Source organism: Lactiplantibacillus paraplantarum (assembly GCF_003641145.1).
Classification (GTDB): Bacteria; Bacillota; Bacilli; order Lactobacillales; family Lactobacillaceae; genus Lactiplantibacillus; species Lactiplantibacillus paraplantarum.
Map to the genome: position 1 here is coordinate 2,536,330 of NZ_CP032744.1, position 25,461 is coordinate 2,561,790.

Annotated in this window: 19 protein-coding genes; 3 read left to right on the plus strand and 16 right to left on the minus strand. The window is 45.7% G+C overall.

Going from position 1 to position 25,461, the window contains the following annotated elements:
- Positions 1–7 precede the first annotated feature (7 nt).
- The 11 genes from LP667_RS12540 to LP667_RS12595 all read right to left on the minus strand — a co-directional run bounded on the left by LP667_RS12540 (position 8) and on the right by LP667_RS12595 (position 12,179).
- A complete protein-coding gene (locus LP667_RS12540; RefSeq protein WP_021731824.1) occupies positions 8–562 on the minus strand; it encodes a TetR/AcrR family transcriptional regulator in 555 nt (184 codons plus the stop codon).
- Between the two features lie 96 nt (positions 563–658).
- Positions 659–988, minus strand: coding sequence for an ArsR/SmtB family transcription factor (locus tag LP667_RS12545; RefSeq protein WP_021731823.1), 330 nt, complete (start codon positions 986–988; stop codon positions 659–661).
- A 495-nt stretch (positions 989–1,483) separates the two neighbouring features.
- The gene (locus LP667_RS12550) at positions 1,484–2,425 is read right to left on the minus strand and encodes a DNA/RNA non-specific endonuclease (protein ID WP_021731821.1); all 942 of its coding nucleotides are present in this window, start codon (positions 2,423–2,425) and stop codon (positions 1,484–1,486) included.
- A gap of 76 nt (positions 2,426–2,501) precedes the next feature.
- Positions 2,502–3,047, minus strand: coding sequence for a GNAT family N-acetyltransferase (locus LP667_RS12555; protein ID WP_021731820.1), 546 nt, complete (start codon positions 3,045–3,047; stop codon positions 2,502–2,504).
- Between the two features lie 261 nt (positions 3,048–3,308).
- Positions 3,309–3,836, minus strand: a complete 528-nt coding sequence (locus LP667_RS12560; RefSeq protein ID WP_021731819.1) for a GNAT family N-acetyltransferase — start codon at positions 3,834–3,836, stop codon at positions 3,309–3,311.
- 76 nt (positions 3,837–3,912) lie between these two features.
- Positions 3,913–4,743 carry a phosphotransferase gene (locus LP667_RS12565; RefSeq protein WP_021731818.1) on the minus strand — a complete coding sequence of 277 codons (831 nt, stop codon included), beginning with the start codon at positions 4,741–4,743 and terminating at the stop codon, positions 3,913–3,915.
- Between the two features lie 467 nt (positions 4,744–5,210).
- On the minus strand, positions 5,211–6,416 hold the full coding sequence (locus LP667_RS12570) for a CPBP family intramembrane glutamic endopeptidase (RefSeq protein WP_056988539.1): 1,206 nt from the start codon (positions 6,414–6,416) through the stop codon (positions 5,211–5,213).
- Between the two features lie 424 nt (positions 6,417–6,840).
- Entirely contained in the window at positions 6,841–6,990 is a 150-nt protein-coding gene (locus LP667_RS16790) for a hypothetical protein (protein ID WP_162985031.1), read from the minus strand.
- Positions 6,991–7,554: 564 nt separating this feature from the next.
- The gene (locus tag LP667_RS12585) at positions 7,555–9,177 is read right to left on the minus strand and encodes an ABC-F family ATP-binding cassette domain-containing protein (RefSeq protein ID WP_021731816.1); all 1,623 of its coding nucleotides are present in this window, start codon (positions 9,175–9,177) and stop codon (positions 7,555–7,557) included.
- A 290-nt stretch (positions 9,178–9,467) separates the two neighbouring features.
- Positions 9,468–10,262 (minus strand): Cof-type HAD-IIB family hydrolase, encoded by a 795-nt coding sequence (locus LP667_RS12590; protein WP_021731815.1) that lies wholly within the window; start codon positions 10,260–10,262, stop codon positions 9,468–9,470.
- A gap of 84 nt (positions 10,263–10,346) precedes the next feature.
- Positions 10,347–12,179, minus strand: coding sequence for a DUF2207 domain-containing protein (locus tag LP667_RS12595; protein WP_033609497.1), 1,833 nt, complete (start codon positions 12,177–12,179; stop codon positions 10,347–10,349).
- A gap of 143 nt (positions 12,180–12,322) precedes the next feature.
- Here LP667_RS12595 and LP667_RS12600 point away from each other — a divergent pair, with 143 nt between their 5' ends.
- Positions 12,323–14,830, plus strand: coding sequence for an excinuclease ABC subunit UvrA (locus tag LP667_RS12600; RefSeq protein ID WP_021731813.1), 2,508 nt, complete (start codon positions 12,323–12,325; stop codon positions 14,828–14,830).
- Between the two features lie 349 nt (positions 14,831–15,179).
- Here the strand turns inward: LP667_RS12600 and LP667_RS12605 are convergent, their stop codons facing one another.
- Positions 15,180–16,421 carry an MFS transporter gene (locus LP667_RS12605; RefSeq protein WP_021731812.1) on the minus strand — a complete coding sequence of 414 codons (1,242 nt, stop codon included), beginning with the start codon at positions 16,419–16,421 and terminating at the stop codon, positions 15,180–15,182.
- A 99-nt stretch (positions 16,422–16,520) separates the two neighbouring features.
- On the opposite strand from LP667_RS12605, the gene LP667_RS12610 reads away from it, so the two are divergent.
- Entirely contained in the window at positions 16,521–17,429 is a 909-nt protein-coding gene (locus LP667_RS12610; protein WP_021731811.1) for a helix-turn-helix domain-containing protein, read from the plus strand.
- A gap of 278 nt (positions 17,430–17,707) precedes the next feature.
- Here LP667_RS12610 and LP667_RS12615 read toward each other — a convergent pair whose 3' ends face one another.
- The 3 genes from LP667_RS12615 to LP667_RS12625 all read right to left on the minus strand — a co-directional run bounded on the left by LP667_RS12615 (position 17,708) and on the right by LP667_RS12625 (position 21,322).
- Positions 17,708–18,958: an MFS transporter gene (locus LP667_RS12615; RefSeq protein WP_056988581.1), complete on the minus strand. Its 1,251-nt coding sequence runs from the start codon at positions 18,956–18,958 to the stop codon at positions 17,708–17,710.
- A 106-nt stretch (positions 18,959–19,064) separates the two neighbouring features.
- Positions 19,065–20,360 (minus strand): alkaline phosphatase family protein, encoded by a 1,296-nt coding sequence (locus tag LP667_RS12620; RefSeq protein ID WP_056988580.1) that lies wholly within the window; start codon positions 20,358–20,360, stop codon positions 19,065–19,067.
- Positions 20,361–20,491: 131 nt separating this feature from the next.
- Entirely contained in the window at positions 20,492–21,322 is an 831-nt protein-coding gene (locus LP667_RS12625) for an alpha/beta hydrolase (RefSeq protein WP_021731808.1), read from the minus strand.
- 175 nt (positions 21,323–21,497) lie between these two features.
- Between LP667_RS12625 and LP667_RS12630 the strand changes: the two genes are divergently transcribed.
- Positions 21,498–22,217, plus strand: a complete 720-nt coding sequence (locus LP667_RS12630) for a UTRA domain-containing protein (RefSeq protein WP_021731807.1) — start codon at positions 21,498–21,500, stop codon at positions 22,215–22,217.
- 385 nt (positions 22,218–22,602) lie between these two features.
- Here LP667_RS12630 and LP667_RS12635 read toward each other — a convergent pair whose 3' ends face one another.
- The gene (locus tag LP667_RS12635) at positions 22,603–25,200 is read right to left on the minus strand and encodes a collagen-binding domain-containing protein (RefSeq protein WP_021731806.1); all 2,598 of its coding nucleotides are present in this window, start codon (positions 25,198–25,200) and stop codon (positions 22,603–22,605) included.
- Positions 25,201–25,461 lie beyond the last annotated feature (261 nt).

The window sequence follows — 25,461 nt, forward strand, 5'->3', positions numbered from 1 at the left end:
CAAATAATTAAACTGTGTGCTGCTCGAGTGAAAACACCGTCGCGAGCGTCCCCTGAATCATTGCTTGCGTACTAGCCGCTTGACCATCACGATGACCATTGTTGAGCCACTGCACAATACTGGTCACAACACCACTGACTAAGTAAGCTGTTAAATCCGGGTGCTGTGACTGTCGAATCATCGCAAAGACCCGGTCGTCCGCACCCGTTTGCGCGACCGTGACAAAACAGTCGTTGATCACTTGTTGTGAACGTGTATTATCGCCCTCATTATTAGTGACTAATAAATGCCGTAACACCTGCGTGTGCGTCCCAATAAATGTCGACATGATTGCCGAGCCGACTGTATCCGTCCGTTCAGCTGCTAGTAATTCGTCAAGTGTATGCATCACCATCTGCCTGAGTAAATCAAACTTATCGGTATAGTACCGATAAAAACTACTGCGATGTATAAATGCTTGTTTACAAATCTGCTCAACCGTAATCTGTGAGATTGAACGTTGCTCCAACAATTGGTACATCGCTCGCTGTAAATCCAGCTCCGTACGAATTGAAATTACCATCACCCCGTTTTTTAATTCTTATATTCGAATGGAAGAATATAGTTGCCATAAAAACACCGCTGCATCCCCGTGCAACGATCGCTGGTATTCATTCAGTTAGTGCAAGTACGGCTTCAATTCCAGATCAGCCTTGAGCGTATGAATTAAATGCTCCACTTGCGTTAGTGGCGCGTCGAACGTCACCCGGTAATAGTTCCGAGTCCCCTGATGTTCAACAGCGACAAAGTGACGTTCCCTTAACGTCTTCAATTGATGCGAGACAGCCGGTTGCGAAATGTGCATCCGTTCAGTCAACTCACCCACGGTCATTCCCTGCGCATGTTGCGAGAGTTCAATCATGATTTGTTGACGCCGTTCATCCGCTAAGACTTCAAAGATCGGAATTGTTTCCCGAAATTCTTGCAGTGCTTCCTCACTACTGACCATGCTGGCAGCCTCCTATATTCTTATATTCTAATGTTCGAATGTATCAATGATAAAGCTTTTTGTATTCGTTTGCAACAACTAAAACGGCTATGTCGACAAACGCGACAAATCATTAAATATGTCGCATTTTTAGTCAAAAAAAACGTCTGACCACGCAGTCAGACGTTTCCAAGGGTAATTAGTACTAGCAATCAAAACGATTGATAGCAACGCCCGGTTGGGAGCCGGGGCCGTTGTATGGAAAATCACAGGTGTTTGGGAAGGCCCCATGATCTAAGACATCGCGCTACTTGTTAATAATGACAGAAACATCAGCAAATTAACGGCGGTTAAGTAACTCGAATAACTACAGTATAATCGCTCAGCCTAACTTTGCTAGTCCTAGTTTAAAAATTTTGTCGTAAAACGGAACATTTAGCATAAACTGTTGCATCGATTATCGGCAATCCCAAAGAGTGACAGCTGTCATACGAAGCTTTATCACTGTCCTGACGCTTAATTCAGCGCTCTCTTCACATATTTGTAACCATACTTAACCAACTCACGCTCAACTTGCTTACTAGTCGTCGTCGATTGAGAATAGCGACTCGCACTCGTATTCTGACTACTGTTGACTTTATCAGCCCCGGCGATCTGCATCGCTGAATCCGCTTTGCCGCGACCAGTCGCATAGTCAAAGCTAACGCCGGGTTCAACATTCCAAATGTAGACATTAAAATTGACGCTACCGTCAGTTGAAATTGCTTGTGACCAGTAACCCCGAGGCATTAACTCATTGCCCCGAAAGACCGTCGTCACCCGATAAATAACTTTCTTGCCTTGCTCTAACGCCGTACGTACTTGCTCTTCATAAATCTGCATCGTCTTCTGATTCGAGTAGGCCGTCTGCGTTGCCAGGTTCTTCGGGTTATCCAAGCTACCATCTTCACCGGCTCGATATTTACCGTCAGACGTCAGGTTAAAGGATAACGTGTACGCAATCAAATGCCCCCGATTTTGCGGATAGACCCGCTTACCGTTGACCGTGATTGGTTGGTTATGCCAGCCAGTTGGACTCCAAGTTTGTGCCGTTCGTCCTTCAGACCGTCCCAAATTAGCCTTACTCAAATAAGCCGTGTCCGTGGTTGTGCGATTCAGTGAATCTAAATTACCATAATCGATCTTCGAATTTTTCCACTGACTCGCCGCCAACGTACTCTTACCACTATTGACCTTAATCGCTGCCGCACTACCCGATTGATAAGTCATCTTAGCCAGTTGCTGATACGTCTGTTGCGTATTACCAGTCGTGCTGGTCGTTTGACTACTGGATTCGGACTGCTGACTAGTCGTTGAACTCGTCGTATCCGTACCAGATGTTAACAAGCTACAGCCGCCCAATAATAAGCTCAAGCTTAAGAGACCCGCTATGCCAACGCGTCGCATTAATTTCACCATGATTCTCTTCCACCCCGTCTTTTTTAAGTACAGTTCTATCATACCGTACTTTCACGAGGGGAACAAACGTTTTCTTTTAATCTTTTTGTGGGTGCCAGTCAGACCTTAGAATGCCATACTTAACCGAATCATAATACTGGCCTTGCCAGTAGCGGACTTGTGGAATCCGGGCCTCCTGTTTTAAGCCTACCGCTTCAGCTAAGTGCATCATTCGTGTATTCCCCGACCAAGTTGTTAACCCAATGTGCGGTAAGGTCGTCTCTTCTTGGAATAAGTGAGTCAACCATTTAGTCAACGCAATCCGACCAATATGTTCACCCCAATGCGCCTGATCATAAATGATAATGCCCACCTCTAACCAACGCTTTAGTGGCCCATCCACAAAGTGCCAATTAACACTGCCGACAATCCCGCCATCCCGTGTGATGACCCAGTTACGCGGTTGAATCAACCAATCACGGGGGCCAATAATCGTCTCAAAGTCCGTTTGAGTCGGTAGTTGGTCATGAAAATACGGTCCATTCCAGCGCGTCCACTCCGCATCTGGATTACTGAAACCTAGTTGCCATAACGTCGTTAATTCTGCGCGCTGAAGCGGTCGAATTGTAATTGTTGCCGTCATTTGATCACACCCTCTCAATTCATAGGTCTACTATATCGAAAACCCGCCCTAACAACAATCAAATTCGTGGACATATAAACTTACATTAACCGGCCCCTTTTCCAGCGGACCGAAGCTAGCCGTCCTTGACTTTAGCTCACCTGGGGACAACGACAGCCAAAAAACCATCATTCTGGCTGAAAGAATGGTGGTCATAAGTCTTAAGCGTGTGTTGCAAGCTGTCGCAACAAATTTAGTATAGTTGCTGAAACGCGTTTCAAGTCAAGCACTAAGTTGGCGCCAGGTTGCTTTGGTCAGTAAGTACCGCATGACGTGGATCACTTCACCTTTATCACTGGTAAACGTGTGCAGTTCTCCAGCCGCTTGCATGCCCATCTTAGCCATCACCCGGCCAGAATTAGGGTTGGCACTCGCATAGTGGGCCTCGATGGTCTCATAGTTCAGCGTTTCGAACCCATAATGCATCAAGCAATTGCCGGCTTCCGCAACGTAGCCGTGCCCCCACGCAGCTGGGCTTAAAGCGTACGTCAATTCACCGGTCGCACCACTACCATGAAACTCATAAAATCCAATCAGTTGATGATCACGTCGGCGTTCAATGCCAAAAACAGTGGTCGTGTCTGCCAAAAAGTGCGTCGTAAACAGTTGCTCGAACGCTTCCGGACTCTGAACCCGTCGGTAACGTAAATAAGCGACAACCTGCGGATCAAAAATCATGTCCGCTAACGCATCATGATCCGCCGTTGTCATTGGTCGTAATATCAACCGTTCCGTTTCAAACTGAGTCAAATTGCCATCTCCAAATTATTATTGATTCGTTAATTATAATAATCTACTGACAAATGTAAATTATTTCGTTCCACTCTCAATGATTTGGCAAGGTCACCTGTGCCAGCATCGCAGTTCCTACCGCTTCAAACCGATCGTCGGCAATCTGATTCACGTACGTAAATATGCCAGTGCTACATTGCAACAATAACCACTGTATCACTAATGGTGGTATTTGTAAGTCTGTCCCATAACCAGCCCCAAAAGCTTGAATCAACGTTGAAGATTGTTGAAGATCCTCAAAAAAGAATTTAAAACAGTCCTCGAGGACATAACCACGGCGAGCCCGTTCAAAATCAATCAGGACTAGCTGACCATGATGGTAGCGAAAATTACGAGTGCCCATGTCTCCATGCAGTGTCACGACTGGTTGCTGTGCTAATGCGGTTCTAATCATCATCCGGTGGTCGAGAAAGTATTGTAATGCGGACACCAGCTTACCATAATAGGGACTAGTCTTTAACCGTTCGACCCGCGCCACCATCCCATCAAAATCCAGAACAGGCATTAAATCTGGGGTTGTCGGAAGCTGAACTGTATGATGAAATTGAGCGACGACCTGACCCATTTGGTAAACGAGCATCGGAGTCAAAGCTGTTTGTACAGGGGTTAGTTGCCAATCCCGCAACACCAATACCCACTCGTGACTTGCTAATTGAAAACTGGCTAAGACCCGGTTCATTAGTTGCGCTGTCACTTGCTGCTCAGTTCTAAATTTACGTTCGCGGTCCGGACCAAAAACCTTAACAAAAATCACAGTGCCGTAGTAGCGACTATAACCGGTATACATCTGATTGAATGAGACATGCGTAATCTGGATCAAATCTGCTTGCAGCATCGTTGATAACGTTTTGTGTAGCGCTTTCATTTCAGTCTCCTAAATCTTGATTTCACAAATTTTAACCATAATAAAAGGGCCGGTAACCAACCGTCCCTTATCTGATCGACTTGCAAACCCCAAGCTTGCCATTGTGTATGTGCCTCGTCATGGACCCAGCCCATCCCGAGAGGTATAAATGATTGTCAAACGTTATGATTCAGCTAACTGAGCTACTTATCACTATCAATAATTGCTTATTAACAATGTCCTGACAAAGTAAATCGATCCGGCTCCCAACCTAAATCCGCTGACAAAGCGTATGTATTAATCCCATAACTCTGTTTTTAGTATAGCGAGCCAGCATTGCGTTTAGATAACACGAAGATTACAAAAATGTTACAACTGGTCTAAACCAACTAAAAGTTAGCTTGGTATTGCTTAATCGTCCCTGACTACGGACACCCAGTTTATCTTTAACGAACAAAGTCGCCCACTATGACCTTAACAGTCGGTCTTTATTGAGCTAAAAGCCGTTGATTGACATGTGCTTGAATAACTTGTCGCCGGGAACCGGTCAAGAAATAAATCGTTATGCCAACAAAAATAATGACGGTAGCACCGATTGTTTGCCATTCGAACGCATCCGGCTTAACCATCGTCTGGCTACCCGATGCCATCATGCTCAAAATATCAATGGCGGCATGGATCACCATCGGCAGCAAGATACTACCTGAGTACAGGTACGTCGAGGCTAAAAACCAGCCTAGCGTCGCTGCAAAAATGATTTGCTCAACCGTGGCTGACAAAGGTTGGCCCGCAAAAACGTTTGTAATATGCCACATTCCAAATAGGCCACCGCTTAGCCACACTGCCCAGTCGAGTTGGTGACGCCGATGCTGAAAAGCTTGTAATAACAAGGTCAAAACGGCAAAACGATACAACCATTCCTCCGCGATCCCCGGTTCTAAACCACTCAAAAACATTTTCCAAGTTGCTGACCGTAGCTGGAAGTCCCAATGTGTGAACGTCGTCGCCCACGAACTACCCGCACTAAAGGCATTCCATAGACTAAAAGCCGTCCCCACCACGATCAGCCCAACCACTAAACTGGTTTGAGTCTGACGATTAAACCGCCACGATGGGCCCATCAATCCCCATCCCCGCAGTAAGACCCCAACGGCAATCACAAAGCCCAGGGCGCCTAAAATACCAGTATCACTGACCATCTCAAACACTGATGGTGCTTGCAGATTCGGTAAAATCAGAAAAGTCTGCTGCGCACTGACGACGCCACTAAAAATAGCCGTAATTAGGACCACAATCCGGCCAATCACAGATTCGATCGGTTTAGTGACCACCACTGCCACCGGCACGAATGCGACCATTAAATAAGCCATCCCCACAGCAATCAGTCCCTGTTCGTCTAACCATGACAGCTGACTTAACCAAGCCACAAGGTTCGCCAGCAAAATCGGCAAGAGTGTGAACTGCAGTACTGTTTGGACGTAATAATTAACATGTCGCAAGCGCCGCCACTGTGCTTGGTCCTCCTCGGCAGCTGGCCACCAAGCTAACAGTCCCCATATCAGCAACTGCATACCACCAACGGGGAAGAACACACCACCATCAAACGTAAATAGTTGAATAAAGGCCGCGCCAAATAACACGATAAGCTGCCCCATGTACCAGCGTCGTAATAATTGTTCGGTTTCCGGCGTCATAAAAAAATCCCCCAATCTGATATGCATTAATCATACCAGATTGGGGGACGCTCACACGTGATTTTGTTTATATTTATATGGTTCAGCGACGCATTGTACTAGTTAATTTGTCATGAATCATGATTAAAACGTGCCAAACAGTTAAGGTCAAAAGCAGCCAGCTTAGGCCCGCTGGAAACAGTTCGAGGTAGCGTAAACTTGCTTAGTTAGTTCGTCCTACGCCGACTTCCAGGCATTTCTGCCAATTGCTGGAACGCGGTGGACACAGATTTAAGCCGAAGACCACGTCTTAAATACTGGTCTTCCACGCCCAATGCAATATTGTCGAAACGTGTTCGGGTCAGACTGAGACTTCCGGTTAGCTACGCTATGCCGCCAAGCGGAAATTCACCGCTTAACGCCCTAGCTAGGCTAATCCTCAGTCTCACCCCGTCTGAACCTCACACTCTGGAACCGCTGAGCATTGGCCGAAACGCCTTCCAGTCGGGATGGTATTCGAATGGCTGACATAGACGTACCCAATTTTTTGATGAACTAGTCGTTGCTTTTCACGATCAGTAATTTTGTCATTCAACTGTCAGACTGATAATGCTATTGTGATAGTTTGTCTGATTCTAAATCACAATACTAGTATTAAAAAATAGTCAATGATAACTTAGTGTTTAATTGAAGTTCCAATATCGGAATATACAACGAGCAATTGTATCAAGTTCGGTGGCCATTCATCCGCCATTCGAGTGGTTTTCTGAAACGTGTTCGGTGCCACTGAAACCTGTGCTTGCTACGCCAATGGACTAATGCCAAGACCATTAATCCGTTGGTCAGGCAATGCTCGGCTTCAACCCGTGGCCCCTCACAGGCTTTTAGACCGGAGGGGCTGGGTGACAATGCTCAGTAGCCAAATTATTCTTAGCTGGAAGCGAACTGCTTCCGGCTTAGAATAAGACTCGTATTTGAGATGACGCGGGTTGGGCGTTAGCTCAAATCGACGTCGGCTGCGTTCCAGCAATTGGCACCCAGCCCCGGAGGTCGGCATAGGACGCACACGTGCTGACGAACAACAAACCACCTAACCAGCACGCTTTAATCATGATTCATCCCAAACAGTAACTAGCACAACGCGTGGTTCAGCGACTAACTAGTAAAGATCTTGCACCCGGCCCTGTGTTGCTTCATGGGCCAAGTATTCATCATAAGTCGTATCACCACGATCAACCACGCCTTTTGCACTCACTTCGACAATGTGGTCGGCAATCGTTTGAATAAATTCATGGTCATGAGAAGTAAAGACGATGGCGCCTTTAAAATCAATCAAACTATCATTCAGTGCGGTAATGGATTCCAAGTCCAAATGGTTGGTCGGATCATCTAATAATAAGACGTTAGCCCGACTAAGCATCATCTTTGATAACATTCCCCGTACTTTTTCACCACCAGATAGCACATTCACTGGTCGTTCAACATCGCTACCAGAGAACAACATTTTACCCAGGAAACCTCGCAAGAAAGTATTGTCACTTTCTTCTTTCGATGCAAACTGGCGTAACCAATCAATAATTGGCAATTCACTACCCGCGTATTTTTCATTAATATCTTTAGGCAAATAAGTCCGCGAAGTCGTTTGTCCCCAGGTCACCGTACCACTATCTGGCGCCATCGACCCAGCAATAATTTGCATCAGCGTTGTCGTTGCCAAATCGTTACGGCTGATCAACGCCGTTTTTTCATTGGGACGCAGCGTAAAGCTAATGTTATCAAGAATCTTAACGCCTTCAATCGACTTGGAAACGTTCTCGACCTTCACAAGGTCATTACCGATTTCACGGTCTGGCGTGAACTTAATGAACGGATATTTACGTGATGATGGTTTGATATCATCCAACGTAATTTTCTCCAATTGTTTCTTCCGTGAGGTGGCTTGCTTAGATTTCGAAGCATTGGCACTAAATCGCGCCACGAATTCTTGCAACTCTTTGATTTGGTCAGCTTTCTTGGCATTGGCATTCGCTTGCAACTTGGCCGCTAACTGGCTAGATTCCATCCAAAAATCATAATTCCCAACAAATAGTGTAATCTTGCCAAAGTCAACATCACACATGTGGGTACAAACTTGATTTAGAAAATGCCGGTCATGAGAAACGACAATGACTGTCTTTTCGTAACCAGCCAAAAAGTCTTCCAACCAGCTAATTGATTGGACGTCCAACCCGTTCGTCGGTTCATCCAGTAATAGTACATCAGGGCTACCAAAGAGCGCTTGGCCTAATAAGACTTTCACTTTTTGGGGTTCCGTTAATTCACTCATTTTCATGTGTTGCATTGATTCGTCGATACCTAAATTTTGTAACAACTGGTCCGCTTCCGACTCCGCGTTCCAGCCATCCATTTCGGCAAATTCGCCTTCTAATTCAGCGGCCCGAATCCCATCTTCATCGCTAAAATCAGGCTTGGCATACAGCGCATCTTTTTCAGTCATGATTTCATACAACTTTTCGTGACCACGAATAACAGTTGCTAACACTTCTTCATCTTCGAAAGCAAAGTGATTTTGATTCAAGCTAGACATCCGCTCGTTAGGCCCCATCGAGACCGTCCCGGACGTTGGCTGTAACTTACCCTCCAAGATTTTTAAGAACGTCGACTTACCAGCACCATTGGCTCCGATAACGCCGTAACAGTTTCCCGGCGTGAATTTTAAATTGACATCTTCATAAAGCTTACGTGTTGAAAACTGCATACTAACATTATTTACGGTGAGCATTGCATTACCTCTTCTTTTTTAAGTGAAATTGTCCGATAGAAAAGAGGTCGGAATTAAGCAAACCTTCCAGACCTCTGCGTCGTTAATTATATAAGTTCAATTCTAGCATGCTTTTAACCAGTTTGGCAATCAAAACCATAGCTCGCTTTCTGAAAACGGTTCATCATTTTCATAAGCAAGCTACCATCACCGCTACTTTCATTAATACCAATACGAACTAACGATGCGCTTAACTAATCAGCCCGTTGTACCAGCCCTATGTCTCACTCGTGCCAGCCCCAACCCATCAGTTATGCCAAAACATGTTGCTCAATATAAGCTAAAACGCCATTATCAGCATTGGTCCCAGTTATCGCCGTTGCGTTAGCTTGTACGTTAGCCGGGGCATTTTGCATCGCGACCGCATGCGTTGCATAGTGAAACATCTCAAGATCATTAGTACCATCACCAAAGACTAGCATCTCATCGGCACTAATTCCTAACTGTTCCCCCAATTGCTTAAGTGCACGCCCTTTATGCATGCCTGGTTGAATCAAGTCCATACTTCCCTGACCGCCCGAAGCGGGAACCGCGATTCCCGCTAATTTAGGTGTCAGTTCATATACTAATTGGTCGGTCATCGCTGGTGGACAGATAATATCAAACTTAACGACCGGATCAGTAATCATAGTCAAATCCGCACACGTCTCTAATTGATAGTAATAGTCCCGCATATTAGCAACAAATTGTGGATTGGCATGCGTTAATACATGGACTTTATGTGTACCACACAGTGCGATTTGTAATTCAGGATACGGTGCTAACGCCGCTAGTACTTGTCGCGTCGCTGCGGGGCTAAACGTTGTCGCGGTCAACCCCACTGCACGTTGCCACAACTCTGCACCATTGCCACCAATCAACCACATTTCGGGATAGTCTGTAAACGTTGTCGCTAATTCAATCGCCTGGTGACCACTTGCAATCACGAACTGAATGCCGCGCCGTGCTAGCGCTGCATAATCCTTTGCAAAGCGGACTTGATCATATTCACCATGATTATCTAAGAAGGTCCCATCCATATCTGCTGCAATCAATTTAATTGTCATTACTAATCATCCATTTCATGTAAGCCTTTACTACCCCTAGCCTACCGATAATTCTACTAAAGTACAAGCCTTTTATGACACCACTTAAAAGGCACCACCACCAGATCCGCCACCGAAACCGCCGGAACTACCACCTGAGAAGCCGCCGGAACTACCGGATGAAGAACTGGCGCTACCTGAAGCATCCAACGCACCGCTGAAACTATCGTTGATTGCCCCAGACAAATCAAAGTCGAGGCCGCCATTCGCATAAAAGAGCGGGTAATAGACAAGCATCCCAGTTGCCAGGGCTTCCGTACCAAAGTCGATTGCCAACTGCTTGGTGACTTGATCAGCCAGTCCAAACGCTGCAGCATAAGGTAGAATTTGCTCCCATAAAATCAAATCACCGACTTGGGCCGTATTAAAGTGCCCAATATCCTTAAGCATGCGGCGTAGTCCATTGATCTGATTACGTAATTCCAAGCCTTCGTCAGTATTGATGGCAATCCGCCGCCGTTGAATCAACCAGCCGATCCAGAAAACCACCGCGGCCACCACCGCTGGAACCGCCATCAGGATCACAGCCTTCGAACTAACTAATAGACCAGCACCCGTGGCAATGACGCCCATAATACTTACGATATTCGCCGCCATCAGCCATTGATTACGCAGCCGGTAATTAGCTTCATCTTGATAGACTGCGACATCTTGGTCAACCTCGGTCTGCCACTTGCTGAACCATTTACCTAGCCGCCCTGCTTTATCACGCTTGCCATATTTTTTAAGGTCAGTTAACAGAAACTGCCCATCGACAGCCACCTTATCAAAGCAGTGCGCCAAAAATGAATTAGTCACTGGTTTCAGCTGAGTTAACCGCACATCTGGCTTTCGTTTACCAGCAACCGTCTCAATAGTTAATTCTTGATTCGCAGCTGCCCGCAAAATTTCGGCCGTTAAAGCATCCGTATTCGGCGACTTCTGCGCCCATAACGATTCTGCGACTGCCGGCGCTACTGGTGGTACATCAAACGAATGGTTAATGGGAATCGGCTGTTGATGTCGCTTGGCCGGATGCCGTGCTAACCACCAAGCATAGCCAATCATGACCAGCAACCAAACAACTACGGCAACCCCAAACAACCCGCGACGCAATAATTGATTGTGACGTCGCTTTTCATTGGCCGCCTGCGCTAACTTAGCTTCTTGTTTTTGGACCGTTGCCTTCCGTTTTACCGTACTCGTACGCGTATTCGTAGCTGTGACCGTCGTTGGAAACAGTAAGTGACTTTCCACAAACTGGTTCGCCGGATTATGCCCCAACGTCATTGTGACCCGTCCAGCTGCCCGATCAACCTTCGTCTGGCCACTCAACGGACCGTGCGTCCAAGCTTGTAATGCGCTCACATTTTTAGCTGGTAGTTGAATCACAATTTTTACGTTGTCTAACGCAACATCCCAACCACTACCGATGACTTTCCAATTAAGCTCGGCCGTATCGGCGTAGTTAGTCACAACACCTTGCAGTCGATACCGATAAACAACCCTTAATTCATCATCATCTTGAACTTGTCGATAAAGCTTGACGCGCATTCGATCAGCATTTTGCGTTAATTGATACGTATTGTTTGCCTCAGTGTTGCCTGCCGTTGCAATCGTCGTTGGGCCACTGTTAAGTTGCGTTGTGACGCTTTCTAACTGAGCCCCCCGAATCCCCTTCAAATCTTGAACATTAAATACCCCGTGATAATCATCATCAAATTGATAGGTCATTGCTTGCGTCACATTGGCGCTACCATCACGTTGAATGTCCACATTTACTCGGTATTGATCGATATCATAATCGGCCGCCGCTTGCATTGATAAGCTAAACCACAAGCAAAATCCCGCTAAGAGCCCAAGCACGCTCAGCCAACTCAATCGTCGTTTCTTTTGCATCTCATCGTCTCCCCCTCCAATAATCGTTAGCCCTAGTTTATCATACTCACTCAGTCGTTGGGCGCGAGATACTGCCACCGCTTTTTTAGGCAATGGCACCTTTTTGTTGTAGCATAGAAGATGACACGAAAGGGGTTTTAGCCATGCCACAAACCACGTTGCCGACCCACATTCAAGTGCGGGGCGCACACGTTAATAACTTAAAAGACTTAAATATCGATATTCCACTTAACGAATTCGTTGCAATTACCGGTCGTAGTGGGTCTGGTAAATCATCGCTCGCAATGGGCGTCCTGTATGCGGAGGGAGCTCGGCGTTACTTAAACGCACTGTCCACCTTTACCCGCCGACGAATCAATCAGGTCGGCAAGGCTAGCGTTGATTCAGTGCAATACTTACCATCCGCCCTCGCGCTCCGGCAACGACCACAAGTACCAGGTGTCCGTTCGACCGTCGGCACGATGTCGGAAAGCCTGAACATCTTACGACTGGCCTTTTCGCGACTCAGTTCGGCAGTTTGCCCCAATGGTCACCGTATGTCGCCAACACTCGATGTGGCTGAAAACGACGGGTACGTGACTTGTCCGACTTGTGGCGTTGAATTCAGAGCACCCGGCGCAGAAGATTTTGCTTTTAACTCTGCCGGGGCCTGCCCAACTTGTGGTGGCTTAGGCCAGGTCCGCCAAATTGACCCAACGCTCATTATCGCCGACGAAGACCAGACGATTGAACAAGGTGCTGTCGCATCTTGGCACCTTCCTGGTCGTAACTTTATGCCCATCGTCGCGCGTGAGATTGGTATTCCTATTGACATTCCGTATAAAGACCTTAGTGCAGCTGATAAGCAGCGCGTACTACACGGCCCAAAACAAACCGTCGCCATTAACATTCCGAGTTCTAAGGGCAAGATCTTTCACATGGATAACGCGGTTTATGAGAATGCCTTTGCCGCCGTTGAAGATAGCATGGCAACAACTAAAAATGAACGGGCCATTACTCGGCTGAATCGCTTTTATAAATTTGATACTTGTCCAGACTGCCACGGGTCGCGCTTCAATCCGCAATTGCTTAACTACGAATTGAATGGCCAAAATATTGCAACGGTTAGCGATATGACCGTCGCTAACTTACATGACTTTGCGGCCACGATTGTCCCGTGGCTCCCTACTAAAATGCACCATCTTGGGCAATCACTAGTCGATGAACTGTTATTCAGTCTGCAGCCCATGGAAGAACTTGGTCTCGATTACCTCACGCTCAGTCGTCCCGGTGCGACCCTGTCAACCGGTGAATTACAACGCATTCAACTTGGACGCACCTTGCGAAGTGCCACGACTGGTGTGCTATACGTTTTAGATGAACCTTCCGTGGGACTGCACCCCGCTAACGTGGCGGGCTTAATTAAAGCTTTCCGCGGACTAGTCGCTCAGGGTAATTCCGTCGTCGTGGTTGACCACGACACTAGCATTATCAGTGCAGCCGACGATGTGATTGAAATTGGCCCGGGGGCTGGCAAACACGGTGGTACCGTTGTTGGCCAAGGAACTGTCGCGGCAATCAAGCAGGATAAAAACTCCTTGATTGCCCCATTTCTCACCGGTACTGCCCCGCTGCGTGAGCGTCCCGTGCTGACAGACGATGCGCTCTGGCAAAAAGGCGCCCTCGCCATTGAAGTCGCCCATCATTTTAATATTCAAGATATTACGGCACACATCCCCAAGAACCGTTTCACGACCGTCACGGGTATGAGTGGTGCTGGTAAAACGACTCTCATACTGGATAGTTTGATTCCGGCACTGCAAGCCACAGCCAAAAAGCGACCGCTACCAACTCACGTTAAGACCTTCGACAACGGCCACATTCGGCATGTCGTTACCGTCGATTCGGTCCCCGTCGGCAAGAATGTACGGTCAACGGTCGCCACTTATACTAATATTCTCGACCACCTACGCCAATTATTCGCCGCCACCCCAGTAGCACAAGCACACGGTTGGACCGCTAGCCAATTTTCATACAATGTCGCTGCGGGAGCTTGCCCAACTTGTGGTGGTACGGGCCAAATCTCATTAGATGTGCAATACTTGCCAGACATCACCGAAGTCTGCCCACAATGTCACGGCAAACGCTACAATCAGCAGACCCTGACCGTTAAATGGCATGGTTATTCGATTGCGGATATTTTAGATCTCGCGGTTGACGAAGCACTACCGATTTTTAAAGATCAAGCCGCCATCGCTAATACGCTCCAGATTTTGCATGATATGGGGCTAGGCTACTTGTTGTTAGGCGAAAGTACACCGGCACTCTCTGGTGGTGAAGCTCAGCGCTTGAAACTCACCTCCCGCATCGGCAAACGCCAAACGGGAACGCTCTTTGTATTCGATGAACCCTCAGTCGGTTTACACCCGCTCGACATTCAACAACTCGTCAAAGTCTTCGACCAGCTGATTCAGCAGGGCGCAACGGTTATTGCTATCGAACACGACCTCGACGTTATCGCCAACGCCGATTACGTTATTGACATGGGACCAGCTGGCGGTATCAACGGTGGTAACATTGTCGCCACTGGTACCCCACAGGTTGTTAGCGAAAATCCGGCTAGCGTGACGGGCAAGTACTTGAAGGCGCATTTGGCGCTGTTTCGCAGTTAACTAATGCACTTCGAACTCACCTAATCCATCACAACGGTCTTAGTTGAACATTTAATCAAAAGCGTGTCCAACACCAAGCCAGTTAACTACTGACTTAGTGTTGGACACGCTTTTTTTACTAAGCTGATGTTAGGAAGATAGAATGCAACGAACCACGTTCTACCCGAGTTACCACATCAATAAAATTTGGCACTATCTCTAAATACTTTGACCTGAACATTAACGGACTAATCATTTAAAGAAACATGCTTATATTTCAAACGCTACTCAAAAAGCATTTTAGAATACTATTTCCTTAATGAGCAGTCTCACCCTTCGCCTATATCCATACATCAATTTTGTGTATTTTTTAAATATTTTTATTCAAAGGCATGCTATCACCCTGATGCACCATCACTGCCCAAATCAACGCCAGCGCACTCATACCAATCACTAGTGAACACGCCGCCGTTGCACCAACTAAGTTATATAGTAAGACGATACCAACGCTACCAACTGGTGCGGCCAACGTCACAATCGAACTGATGGTTCCAAAGACCGTGCCCGTTAAGTGTGGATCAATTTGTGGCATCATAATGGCGAACATCTTCGGATCTAGTTTGCCGCTCATAAACCCAACCGCAAACATGCCCCCAAGAATTAGGAGCAGCCGTGGCAATGCCAATAAGATCAGATACGTTACCATTGGTGCTAAAATCGCCGCTAGCAACAATTGAAACAATGAGAACCGATCAAACCAAGTATTTTTAGTGATGCCACCTAACACACTTCCAGCAACAAAAACCACGTTGACCATTAAAATCGCTGCTGAATAACTCACGTGCATGCGGGGAGCCAAATCAATAAACATCAAGTTCAATATTGCATCACTGCTCATCGTCGCCACGTTTAAAATCATCAGAATTCCCAGATAACTCACCGCTCCCATCCCAGTCGTTGTCATCATCACCCGTTGAATCACGAGCCAGACCCGATCATGTCGTGGTTGAACAGCCACTTTGGGTGTCGTGCGGATTGCTGAACGCCCCACCAATAAACAAACCGCCGCTAAAATAAAGGTCAGCGCGTTAACGACTCCGGCTAGCGCGTAATTCTGCCACCATGCAATAATTAGTACGCCTAACGTCTGCCCTAATGGTTCAATGATCGTACTGACACTCGTATTAATTCCCATCACTTGTTGGCGATCATCAGGCGCAACTCGGTCTTGAATAACGATTGTCAAGATGTTGCCACCGTAGCGCCCCAGCAAATCTGAAATGAAGTTGATCGCCACGACCGTATAAAAGATACTGGCAGTTCGTCGATTGATAATTAGGGCCAACACAAGATATAGCCCTGCCTGAATGAACTTGGTGCTAATCAGCCAGTTAGTCTTCCGACGTGTCTGGTCGGCTAATCGGCCTGTCAAGCCCCCGAATACGTAAGGAACGACCGTCACAATTGAAACTATCGAAACAAACCAATGTGGATCATGAAAATCTTTAGCATACGTCAGTAAAATGATATTGAACAAGCTCACACCCAACATTGTAAAGAAGTTCGCACTAGCAATCGTTTGAAGTGTCCGATTCTTTAAAAGAACACGCATTAACCCATCTCCCATCAAGATAATGACCTTAGCTTACCCTCAAATACCGTGATACAATTAGTAAGTAGGTTGCATATATGCCACATTAAGGAGAATGCGATGACAACAATCGGAGAAACCATTCATCAGATTCGGTTAACGAAGGGCTTGACCCAAAAAGAAGTGTACAGCGGCATTATCTCACGTTCATTTGCCTCGCGCTTTGAAAGCGGCGCCAACGATATTGGCGCTAGCAAGCTCTTTGCAATTCTGGATAACTTGGCCATTTCAGCTGATGAGTTACGATTCATACACCAGAATTATCAGCCATCGTCGTACGACCAAGCCTTTTGGACCATTCGTCACGCTTACGAAACACAGAATTTCCCCGCCCTAGCAGCCTGGATTCGCAACCATCAACACAGTCCTCACGCCTACGAACAACTTATTGCCAGCTACGCCAGTATTTTGTTGCTATCCTATGACCATCGTTCAATCGGCGTCACAACCGCAACTCAGCCTGCTTTTGACCATCTTCGTCAAGCCAAGACTTGGACCTTGCAGGAACTAAAATTGGTACCCGTCTTGATTCCAATCATTACTACCGTCGACGGCTTAGCCGCATTAGCGCCACTAACGACTCATATGGAGGTGAATTGTGCCCGTTATCAAACGGCTTGGGGTGATCCCTTTCACGTTAGCAATGACTTACTTGATTTTTATGGCTCTTTATTCCAAGGAGAATTGAACTTTCATGATTTTCAATCGGCCAAAAAACTGCAAACAAAGTTCGCTGCCATCGACAGTCATCAGTTAAATTGGGATGGCCGTTTGAGCCAGCAATTCTGGTTGGGCATCTGGGCCCTCTACTTTGGCGACTGGCAAACCGGCAATCAATTACTTGACGAAGTTGTCGCCTTAGAAGCACATCATCACCCGCGAATTGATAATACGTTATTTGCAATTCGTAACGTTCGCACTAAGCAAGCCCAAACTTATCGACAATCAAGCTCTCATCATGTTAATTAACGCGGCAGTCTTTAAGGTCAAAAACAAATAACTGTAATCACTAGGAAGGTATTATTTAGTTTTCAAATTGTGAAAGTCTAATCGTAAGTAAACACAACCAATAACCCAAAGTTACAACAAAGACAGTAGCCATAATCATATGATCACCAATCCAACAGTATGCTTGACTTATTTTTATTCACAAAATTCTTTTACAGACTCATTGGGAAACTCAAACAAGCACTATGTATAAAAAATGACATTGAAAAGTTTCAATGTCATTTTTGCTTAGTATTTAATTAAACTGACTTTGTCTGATTCAAATGCGGCAATGCCAAGAAGATCACTAACCCGACGACGAACAAAATGCTCAATGAAACGGCACCAATCGTCGATTTACCCGTCATTTGAGTCACGATTCCAACTAGAACGGGGCCCATCACGGCTGAAAACTTACCGAGAATGTTGTAAAAGCCAAAGAACTCACTCCCACTAGTCTTAGGAATCAAGCGACCAAAATACGACCGACTGAGTGCTTGAATCCCACCCTGACTAGTCCCGACTAGTATGGCTAAGATCCAAAAATCCGTCGTACTGTTCAATCGTAAGGCATACAAACAAATCCCTAAATAAATGATGATTCCAAGTAAGATTCCCGTCCGAGTCGACGTTTTATTCGCTAACCATCCGTACAGTAGCGAGAACGGAAACGCGACTAGCTGGACGACCAACAACACAATCATTAGCGTGGTGGTCGTAATCCCCATATCCATGCCAATCGAAGTCGCCATTGTAAAAATGGTATCAACCCCATCAATGTAGAAGAAATACGCTACTAAAAACCAGGCCGCAGCACGATAATTACGAATATGCTTCAAAGTCGACCATACCCGTTGAAAACTTGAACGCCCCGGATGTGTACTAGGTGCCAATGCGTACTTTTGGTGAACATTTTTCAACAAAGGAACATAGAAGATAATCCACCACGCGGCAGCTAAGACAAAGCTCCACCGTGCGACCCCGTAACTCGATAATTGGCCAAAACCACTAGTTAATTGCAAGACCAAGAATAAGATAAATGCCAAGACACCACCGAGGTAACCAAACCCATAACCATATGACGACAAACGGTCCATCTGGTCATCAGGCGCCACGTCCGTCAAAAAACTATCATAGAATAAATTACCACCAGAATAGCCGATAATCGATAAAATATAAATACCTAACAGCCACTTCCAAGCACTGGTCGGCGCAACACTCAGGCCAAGTGTCATCACCATTCCGAGTGCCGCAAAAATATTAAGCATTCGTTTTTTAGCATGCGGATAATCTGCTAGTGCACCTAAGACCGGTGCCAAAATTGAAACTAGTAAGGTGCCAATACTATTGGCATAACCCCAGTAAGCCGTTGCATTGGCTGATGTCACGCCGTTACTCTGAGCAACCGCCTTAAAGTAAACGGGGAGCACTGCCGTTGTAACAATAATCCCGTAGCCCGAGTTGGCCCAATCATAAAAGATCCAACTCCACTGCTGTTTGTTAAATTTCATTAAGTTACTTTGCGGGAACCTCTGATCGTAATCGGAGGCGGAATAATCACTAACCATATGATGAGTGATACTTCAGTCCGCCCGCTTTTCCTTTCTCTCTTTTTATCTAGGCCTTAAAAATCTCATCGAGGCATTGTCCTGGCATGGGCTCATCGAAGTTTAATCCGAGTAGTCGAGCAAAGGTTGGTGCTTCATCGACTAAATTGGCAGTTTCAATTGTTCCACCAGCTTTGACCGCTGGCCCATTGAATAACAGCGTTGTCTGGTAGTCAGGCTTAGTCGGATCATAACCATGGACACCATGATAGCGGTCCGGTTGACCGAGTGTTGCTGGATGAACAGGCTCAACCACTGCTGGCCGCCGACTTTCATCAGTAAAGTAATAGCCTTCCTTCGCTTCAACCATCAGCGCACAAGTTGGATCAGCACCACGTAAAGCAGCTGCATCACCGGTAATAATGGCTTCAACGCCTTCCACTTGACTGATCAAAGTCTTTAGTTCATCTAACTGATCAAATCCTGGACGAGTATAAATATACGTGGACCCATCCGCCGTCTTCGCCATCACAGACCAGTCCTCTTCAAACGTCTGATCTTGGCGCGGCGTTAACCACCCCTGTTGAGCAAATAACGTATTTAAGTGAATCATATGATCAACATTGATTTGATAATGATCACCTAAAATGACAAAGTTGGTATCTGCAAACGTCCCCGCGGCTTTAGTCGCATCAATCAACTGGCCCACGTGGCGGTCTAACCGACGTAAAGCCGCCATCGCCTCATTGGACCGCACACCATAGCGATGACGCATACTATCCATATCAACTAAGTGAATCATCGTTAAGTTCGGCTTTTTATGGGTCAAGGTATCCACCGCACAAGCCGTAATAAATTCATCTAATTGCGGCTGCTTAATGCCGTTGCGTAAGTGACCGTATTTATGATTCATTTCTAGTAAGAACAACGGCGAGCTCGCTTTCAATGAGACCAAAACTTGATTCGTCCAAATGCGGTTAGGAAAAATCTCGGCAAGGTTATATGTAATCTTGCTGCCAGCCGTCACTGGCCATAAAAAGGCCGCCGTTGTTAGTTTTTGTTTGCGTGCCAAATCATATAATGTCGGCACTTGGACATCCTTTTGGTACCAGTACCAATCTGGTGATCGCCGAGTCGGCTGTAACTTAGTATTGTTGACAATCCCGTGTACGCTTGGATACTGCCCCGTAATAATCGTGGTATGCGATGGGTAAGTCAGCGTTGGGTAGATACCCGTCACTGACTTGACCCAAGTACCACCGGTCATTAAACCATTCAGTACGGGTAATTCTGCTTGGTGTTCCCGTAAATCCCGGAACCCTAGAGCATCTAAGGAAATAATGACTAGGTGTTGATTCATTGCCATCTCAATCGCTCCCTATTAATAAGCTTATTCGTATTATTATACCGCAGATAATTAATCGGTGTCAGGATCGTTGACAAAAAGCGGCAATCAGTGGACCGCTTGTCAGTCCACTGATTGCCCCATTGATTATGTCAAAAAGTACCCGCTAATAACGATTGTTCTTGTAACCATCGTAGTGCGAGCTGCGGCCAGATTGCCGCTTGTTCATTCAAGTACTTAGCTTTACCAGGCTTTTGCGTCACATGGTCGGCCAGCGCTAAACCGTGAATTCCACTACCAAACAAATGATACGCGGTTGCAACGTGACACTGTAGCAATGCCTGCACATATATTAACGAATTTACGGGTGGTACTAATTCATCCGTCACCGTTTGCCAGACAAATGCGGGCTTGCTAGCTGCCGTCACTAACCGCTGCGCAGCCCACAAATGGTCATCGGTTGTAATTCGCTGCCGTTCCGCGGCGGTCGTGGGAAACCCAGCTGTCAGATCAATCACCGGATAACCGAGGATAACCGCAGCATGCTGGCCCTTATAATGATTTAAGCGATAACGTGCTCGTAATACAGGTTGGGTTGCAACGCCATTATAAGTTGCAACTACGTGTCCACCAGCCGAAAAGCCTGCAAGAATAATTCGTTGACAATCAACATGGTGCGCGGACGCTTGGGTGGTGACCCAATCAATCGTTGCGGCTAATTGTTGTAACGCTCCTGGATAGACCAGCTGATTTCCGGCAACTAATTGATAATTTAAGATGACCGTATGCATCCCAGCAGCCATCATCCGGGTGGCAATCGGCGCTTCTTCCCGACCAGAATGATAAGTAAAGCCGCCGCCCGGACAGATAATCATGACAGGATAATCAACCGCCGTCTCAAAGTCACTGATCTGATCTAACCAATAGGCAGTCACCTGAAACGGCTGTCCCGCGGTATTTAGTGTACGTTGTTCAACTTGCATATAGTCTCCTCCTACTCCCGTATTGCCGATTTGATTTCGCTTTCATTATAGAAGGTTGCCTGAGCGCTTGTCAATTTTTATTCGAACAAATATTAATATTTGTTCGTTCTTTTAGCTCTTAGCAGTCATAATTTGTTATAATTAAATTAATCACATGATGGTCGGAGGCATTCAAATGGGTAGTCAAACATTCAACGAAATCTATCACATTTTAAGAGAACGTATTCTAGCAGGTAAATATAGCGTTAAAATGCGTCTTCCCATTGAAGACGCATTAATAGCAGAATTTGATAGTAGCCGCTATGCGGTTCGTAAAGCCATTGCTAAGCTCGCAAAAGAAGGTCTGGTTTATAGTGTTAAGGGCCGCGGCGTAGTCCTACTGGAACATTCACCACAAACGCAGCAATTCAACCTGGCCTTAAATAATCTCAACGGCCTACAAAGTCTCAACGCAGAGCGACACCTTGATTATCAGACCGAGGTCGTTGCTTTTCACCAACAAATTGTGGATCAAGCCCTTAGTGAGCACACTGCCTTTGAGGTCGGTATTCCAGTATATGCCATCCAACGCGTCCGAATCGTTGATGGTATTCGTGCCGTTCTCGACATCAACTATTTCAATGCGCAACGTACACCTACGCTGACTGCGGCAATTGCTAAACGCTCGATCTATCAACATTTCAAAAAAAACGGGCTCAAAATTGCGGTTGTTAAAAGAATGCTTCGTGTCGAAACCGCAACCGAACTTGATCAAGCGCAACTAGCACTCGATGACAATAACTGTATCGGTAACATGATTAGCATCGCGTTCAATGATGAAGGTCGTCAATTCGAATACACTGAATCACACTTCATCCCTAACAAATTCAACTTCAACGAATTAATTCGTAACTAAACATTACTAACCCCAATTAACTGGATGATCATTAGTGTCATTCAGTTTTTTAGCCCATGCCTACCTAACTTTAGGCCGATGAACTTAGTTGATGAGACTCACCCGTAAATAGGTTTCAACATAATCATGATATATATTCGAATAAATATTGACTAATGTGCTGAAGTCTTTATAATGATTATTATAAAGACTAATGGGGGTTAGTATTTATACCACGTTTACCTAGTGGCGCATTTGGGGTCAAGGAATTAGGTCGGTCATGGAGTAGATAGAATTGAGCGTCACTAGACCAATTTGGTTTAGTGACTTTTTTAGTGCAAAAAAACTGTCGATTTGCTAGGTTATCCTCGTCAAATCAACAGTTTTTCAAATATTATTCTAGTTATTAATTCTGCCGTTTCCGTCGACTGACAGCCGTTGCACCTAATACCAAAGTGCTGGCTAATGCGATGCCTGCTAAGCTAATCATTTGATCAGCACCTTCACTAGTCTGTGGTAGCGACTGGCCTTGAGCAACCGCCAACGCCGCAGCAACCTTAGTCCGTAAGGCTTGTAGTTGTGCAACTAATGCCGTATTGTGATGAGCCTTAGCTCGTACGATTGCTTGATCAATTAAGTTAAGCAGACTGGCCTCATCCTTAATCTGATTACCGACAACTGCTTCCTTTTGAACTTCTTCAAACGCTGTTTCTAATTCAGTCACTGTTTCGTCCGTAACCCAGTCCGCTGTAATTTCATTTTTGACTTCTTCTTCAATTTGATCAACAACTTCATCCGGAGTCACACCAGCTTCAATTTCATCTTCAATGGCATCTTCAAATTCTTCTTCGGCCTCTTCAGCTTCGGCTTCATCTTCAATGTCATCAAAATCGGGCATTTCAATATCAATGCTTGGATGGACTGGCTTTTCATATTCCGATTCATCTTCGTCATCACCGGCACTTGGCATTTCGACGACATCAATGATTGGGTGAACCGGCTTTTCATATTCCGGTTCATCTTCGTCGTCACCATCACTTGGCATTTCGACATCAATGCTTGGGTGAACTGGCTTTTCATATTCCGGTTCATCTTCGTCGTCACCGTCGCTTGGCATTTCAATATCAATGCTTGGGTGAACTGGCTTTTCATATTCCGGTTCATCTTCGTCGTCGCCATCACCATCACCTGGCATTTCGACATCGATCGTTGGTGGTACTGGCTTATCGTAATCTGGCTCTGGTTCTTCGCCATTGCCGTTGTCACCGGGTTCTTCGCCATTGCCGTTGTCACCGGGTTCTTCGCCGTTGCCGTTGTCGCCGGGTTCTTCGCCGTTGCCGTTGTCACCAGGTTCTGGATCATTTTCGTTATCGACATTATCCTGCAAATCCCAACGGTGCGTTTCTGCTCGCACATTGACTTTATTGGCAATTAAGTTGCCATCTATATTTTGGTTTGCATCAATTTCTGCCGCGGGGGCTAAAATACTCCCTTGGAACGGACGCTCCACGCTAATTACACCACTAGCCAATCTGTCAGTCGCAGTTGAATCGTAAAAGTTCCAAAGTAAATGGTTATCACCAAAATCTTCAGTTTCCTTATTGTTACGTTCCGTCCCATCATCATAGATGATTTTAATTTGTGAATTAACCTGGTAAGTTGCTGCTCCAGCTGTATCAACGTTAATAATCACCGTATTACCATCAGCATCCGCTGATAGTCCTTTGATAGTCAAAGGTGTACTCGTATTTAAGACATCTGCTGACAAATTGATTACAATATGACCATTCGCATCAGGCTGCATATCAGTCACATCAATGACCCGTTGATTCATATCTTCAAAACTATCACTAGTATAAGTTACATCAGCTGGCTGTTCGCTGAGACTTGTACTCAACTTTTCCAACTTAGCGAATTCTTCATCGAAATCAATATAAACATTACCAGCTTTATCTTGATAAACTTCTGATGCTAATAAATGATCAATATAGACACCGTTGACCATTGGCCGATTAGGATTCGAAACATCGATATCGATATTCTCACCAAAAATAACTTTGTTACTCCGCGTTTCACCAGCTGAAACAAAAGAACTACCGGCAATATTACTAATATTTTGAATATAAGAAATATCTTTATCCAATAATTCTTCAATAATGTTGGTCCCAAAGTTAACATTGCCGACCAAGTTCTGAACAGCGACATTACCGTTAGTATGTGCATGTAATTCCGCTTCACGGGCAAAAATATGGAATTGAGACGAAATACCGAGCATATTATGTAAATCAGGGTAATCATCCGTCACGTTACCACCATCGGCAACGGCATCATTAGTTTGCGTTACCGCTTGTGTCAGCGCCATCGCAGCCGTTTGCGGGCTAGCTACTTTATTAGTCGTAGTCGCAGCTGTTTTAGCTACTGCGGCGGATGTGCTAACCGTAGTCGCTTGAGCTGTCACCTTATTGGTGTTTTTCTGCTCAGTCGAAGCATCTACAGTTGCTGATGTAGTGGCTGATTGATCACTAGCTGTGTCAGTCACCGTATTGGCAGTGGTCTTGGAACCATTATCATCACTCGTAGTGGCAGTTGACTTTGTACTTTCGCTAGTTGTTACGGTCGAATTAGCCTCATTCGACTGGCTCGTAGTACTTGCATTCTTAGCTGAATTTGAGTCAGCATCGGCCGTCACTGTCGAATTAGCGACTGAACTCGCCGTGGAACTCCCCGTATCATCAGCATCCAAAGCCGACTGATTTTGGCTAGCCGTATCCGTACTAGCCTGTGAGGACCGCTTAGTTGTTGAAGACTTTAATGTCTGCGTTTTAGCTGTAACTGATTTAGTTGTCGTTGAACTCGTTGAAGTTGAGTCGGTTGTTGCTTCAGCCGCCCCATCATCGGCCTTGGCCGCGAGTGTTGTTGTCCCTAACGTTAAAATTACCGCACAAGCAAACGCCCACCGCCGACCAATTTTATACATTTTAAAATGCGTCCGTTTACGTTCCATCGTTAATCCCACCTAAACATAGTTTATTAACTTTCCTTTAATTCAACTCTATTTTCACGCTTTTACAAAGAACATTCAACCGTTTATATAATTTATTTTATATAGCTATATAAACAATAAAGCCCTCATAACAGTTGTATTGACAATCACTGTGGTGACTGACAATTCAGCAAAGTAAGTTTTTACTATTGATCCGATAAGCCTGGATGCAACTAATGCTAAATGATTTGTTTCAGTGTTTACACTTTCATCTTAATAGAC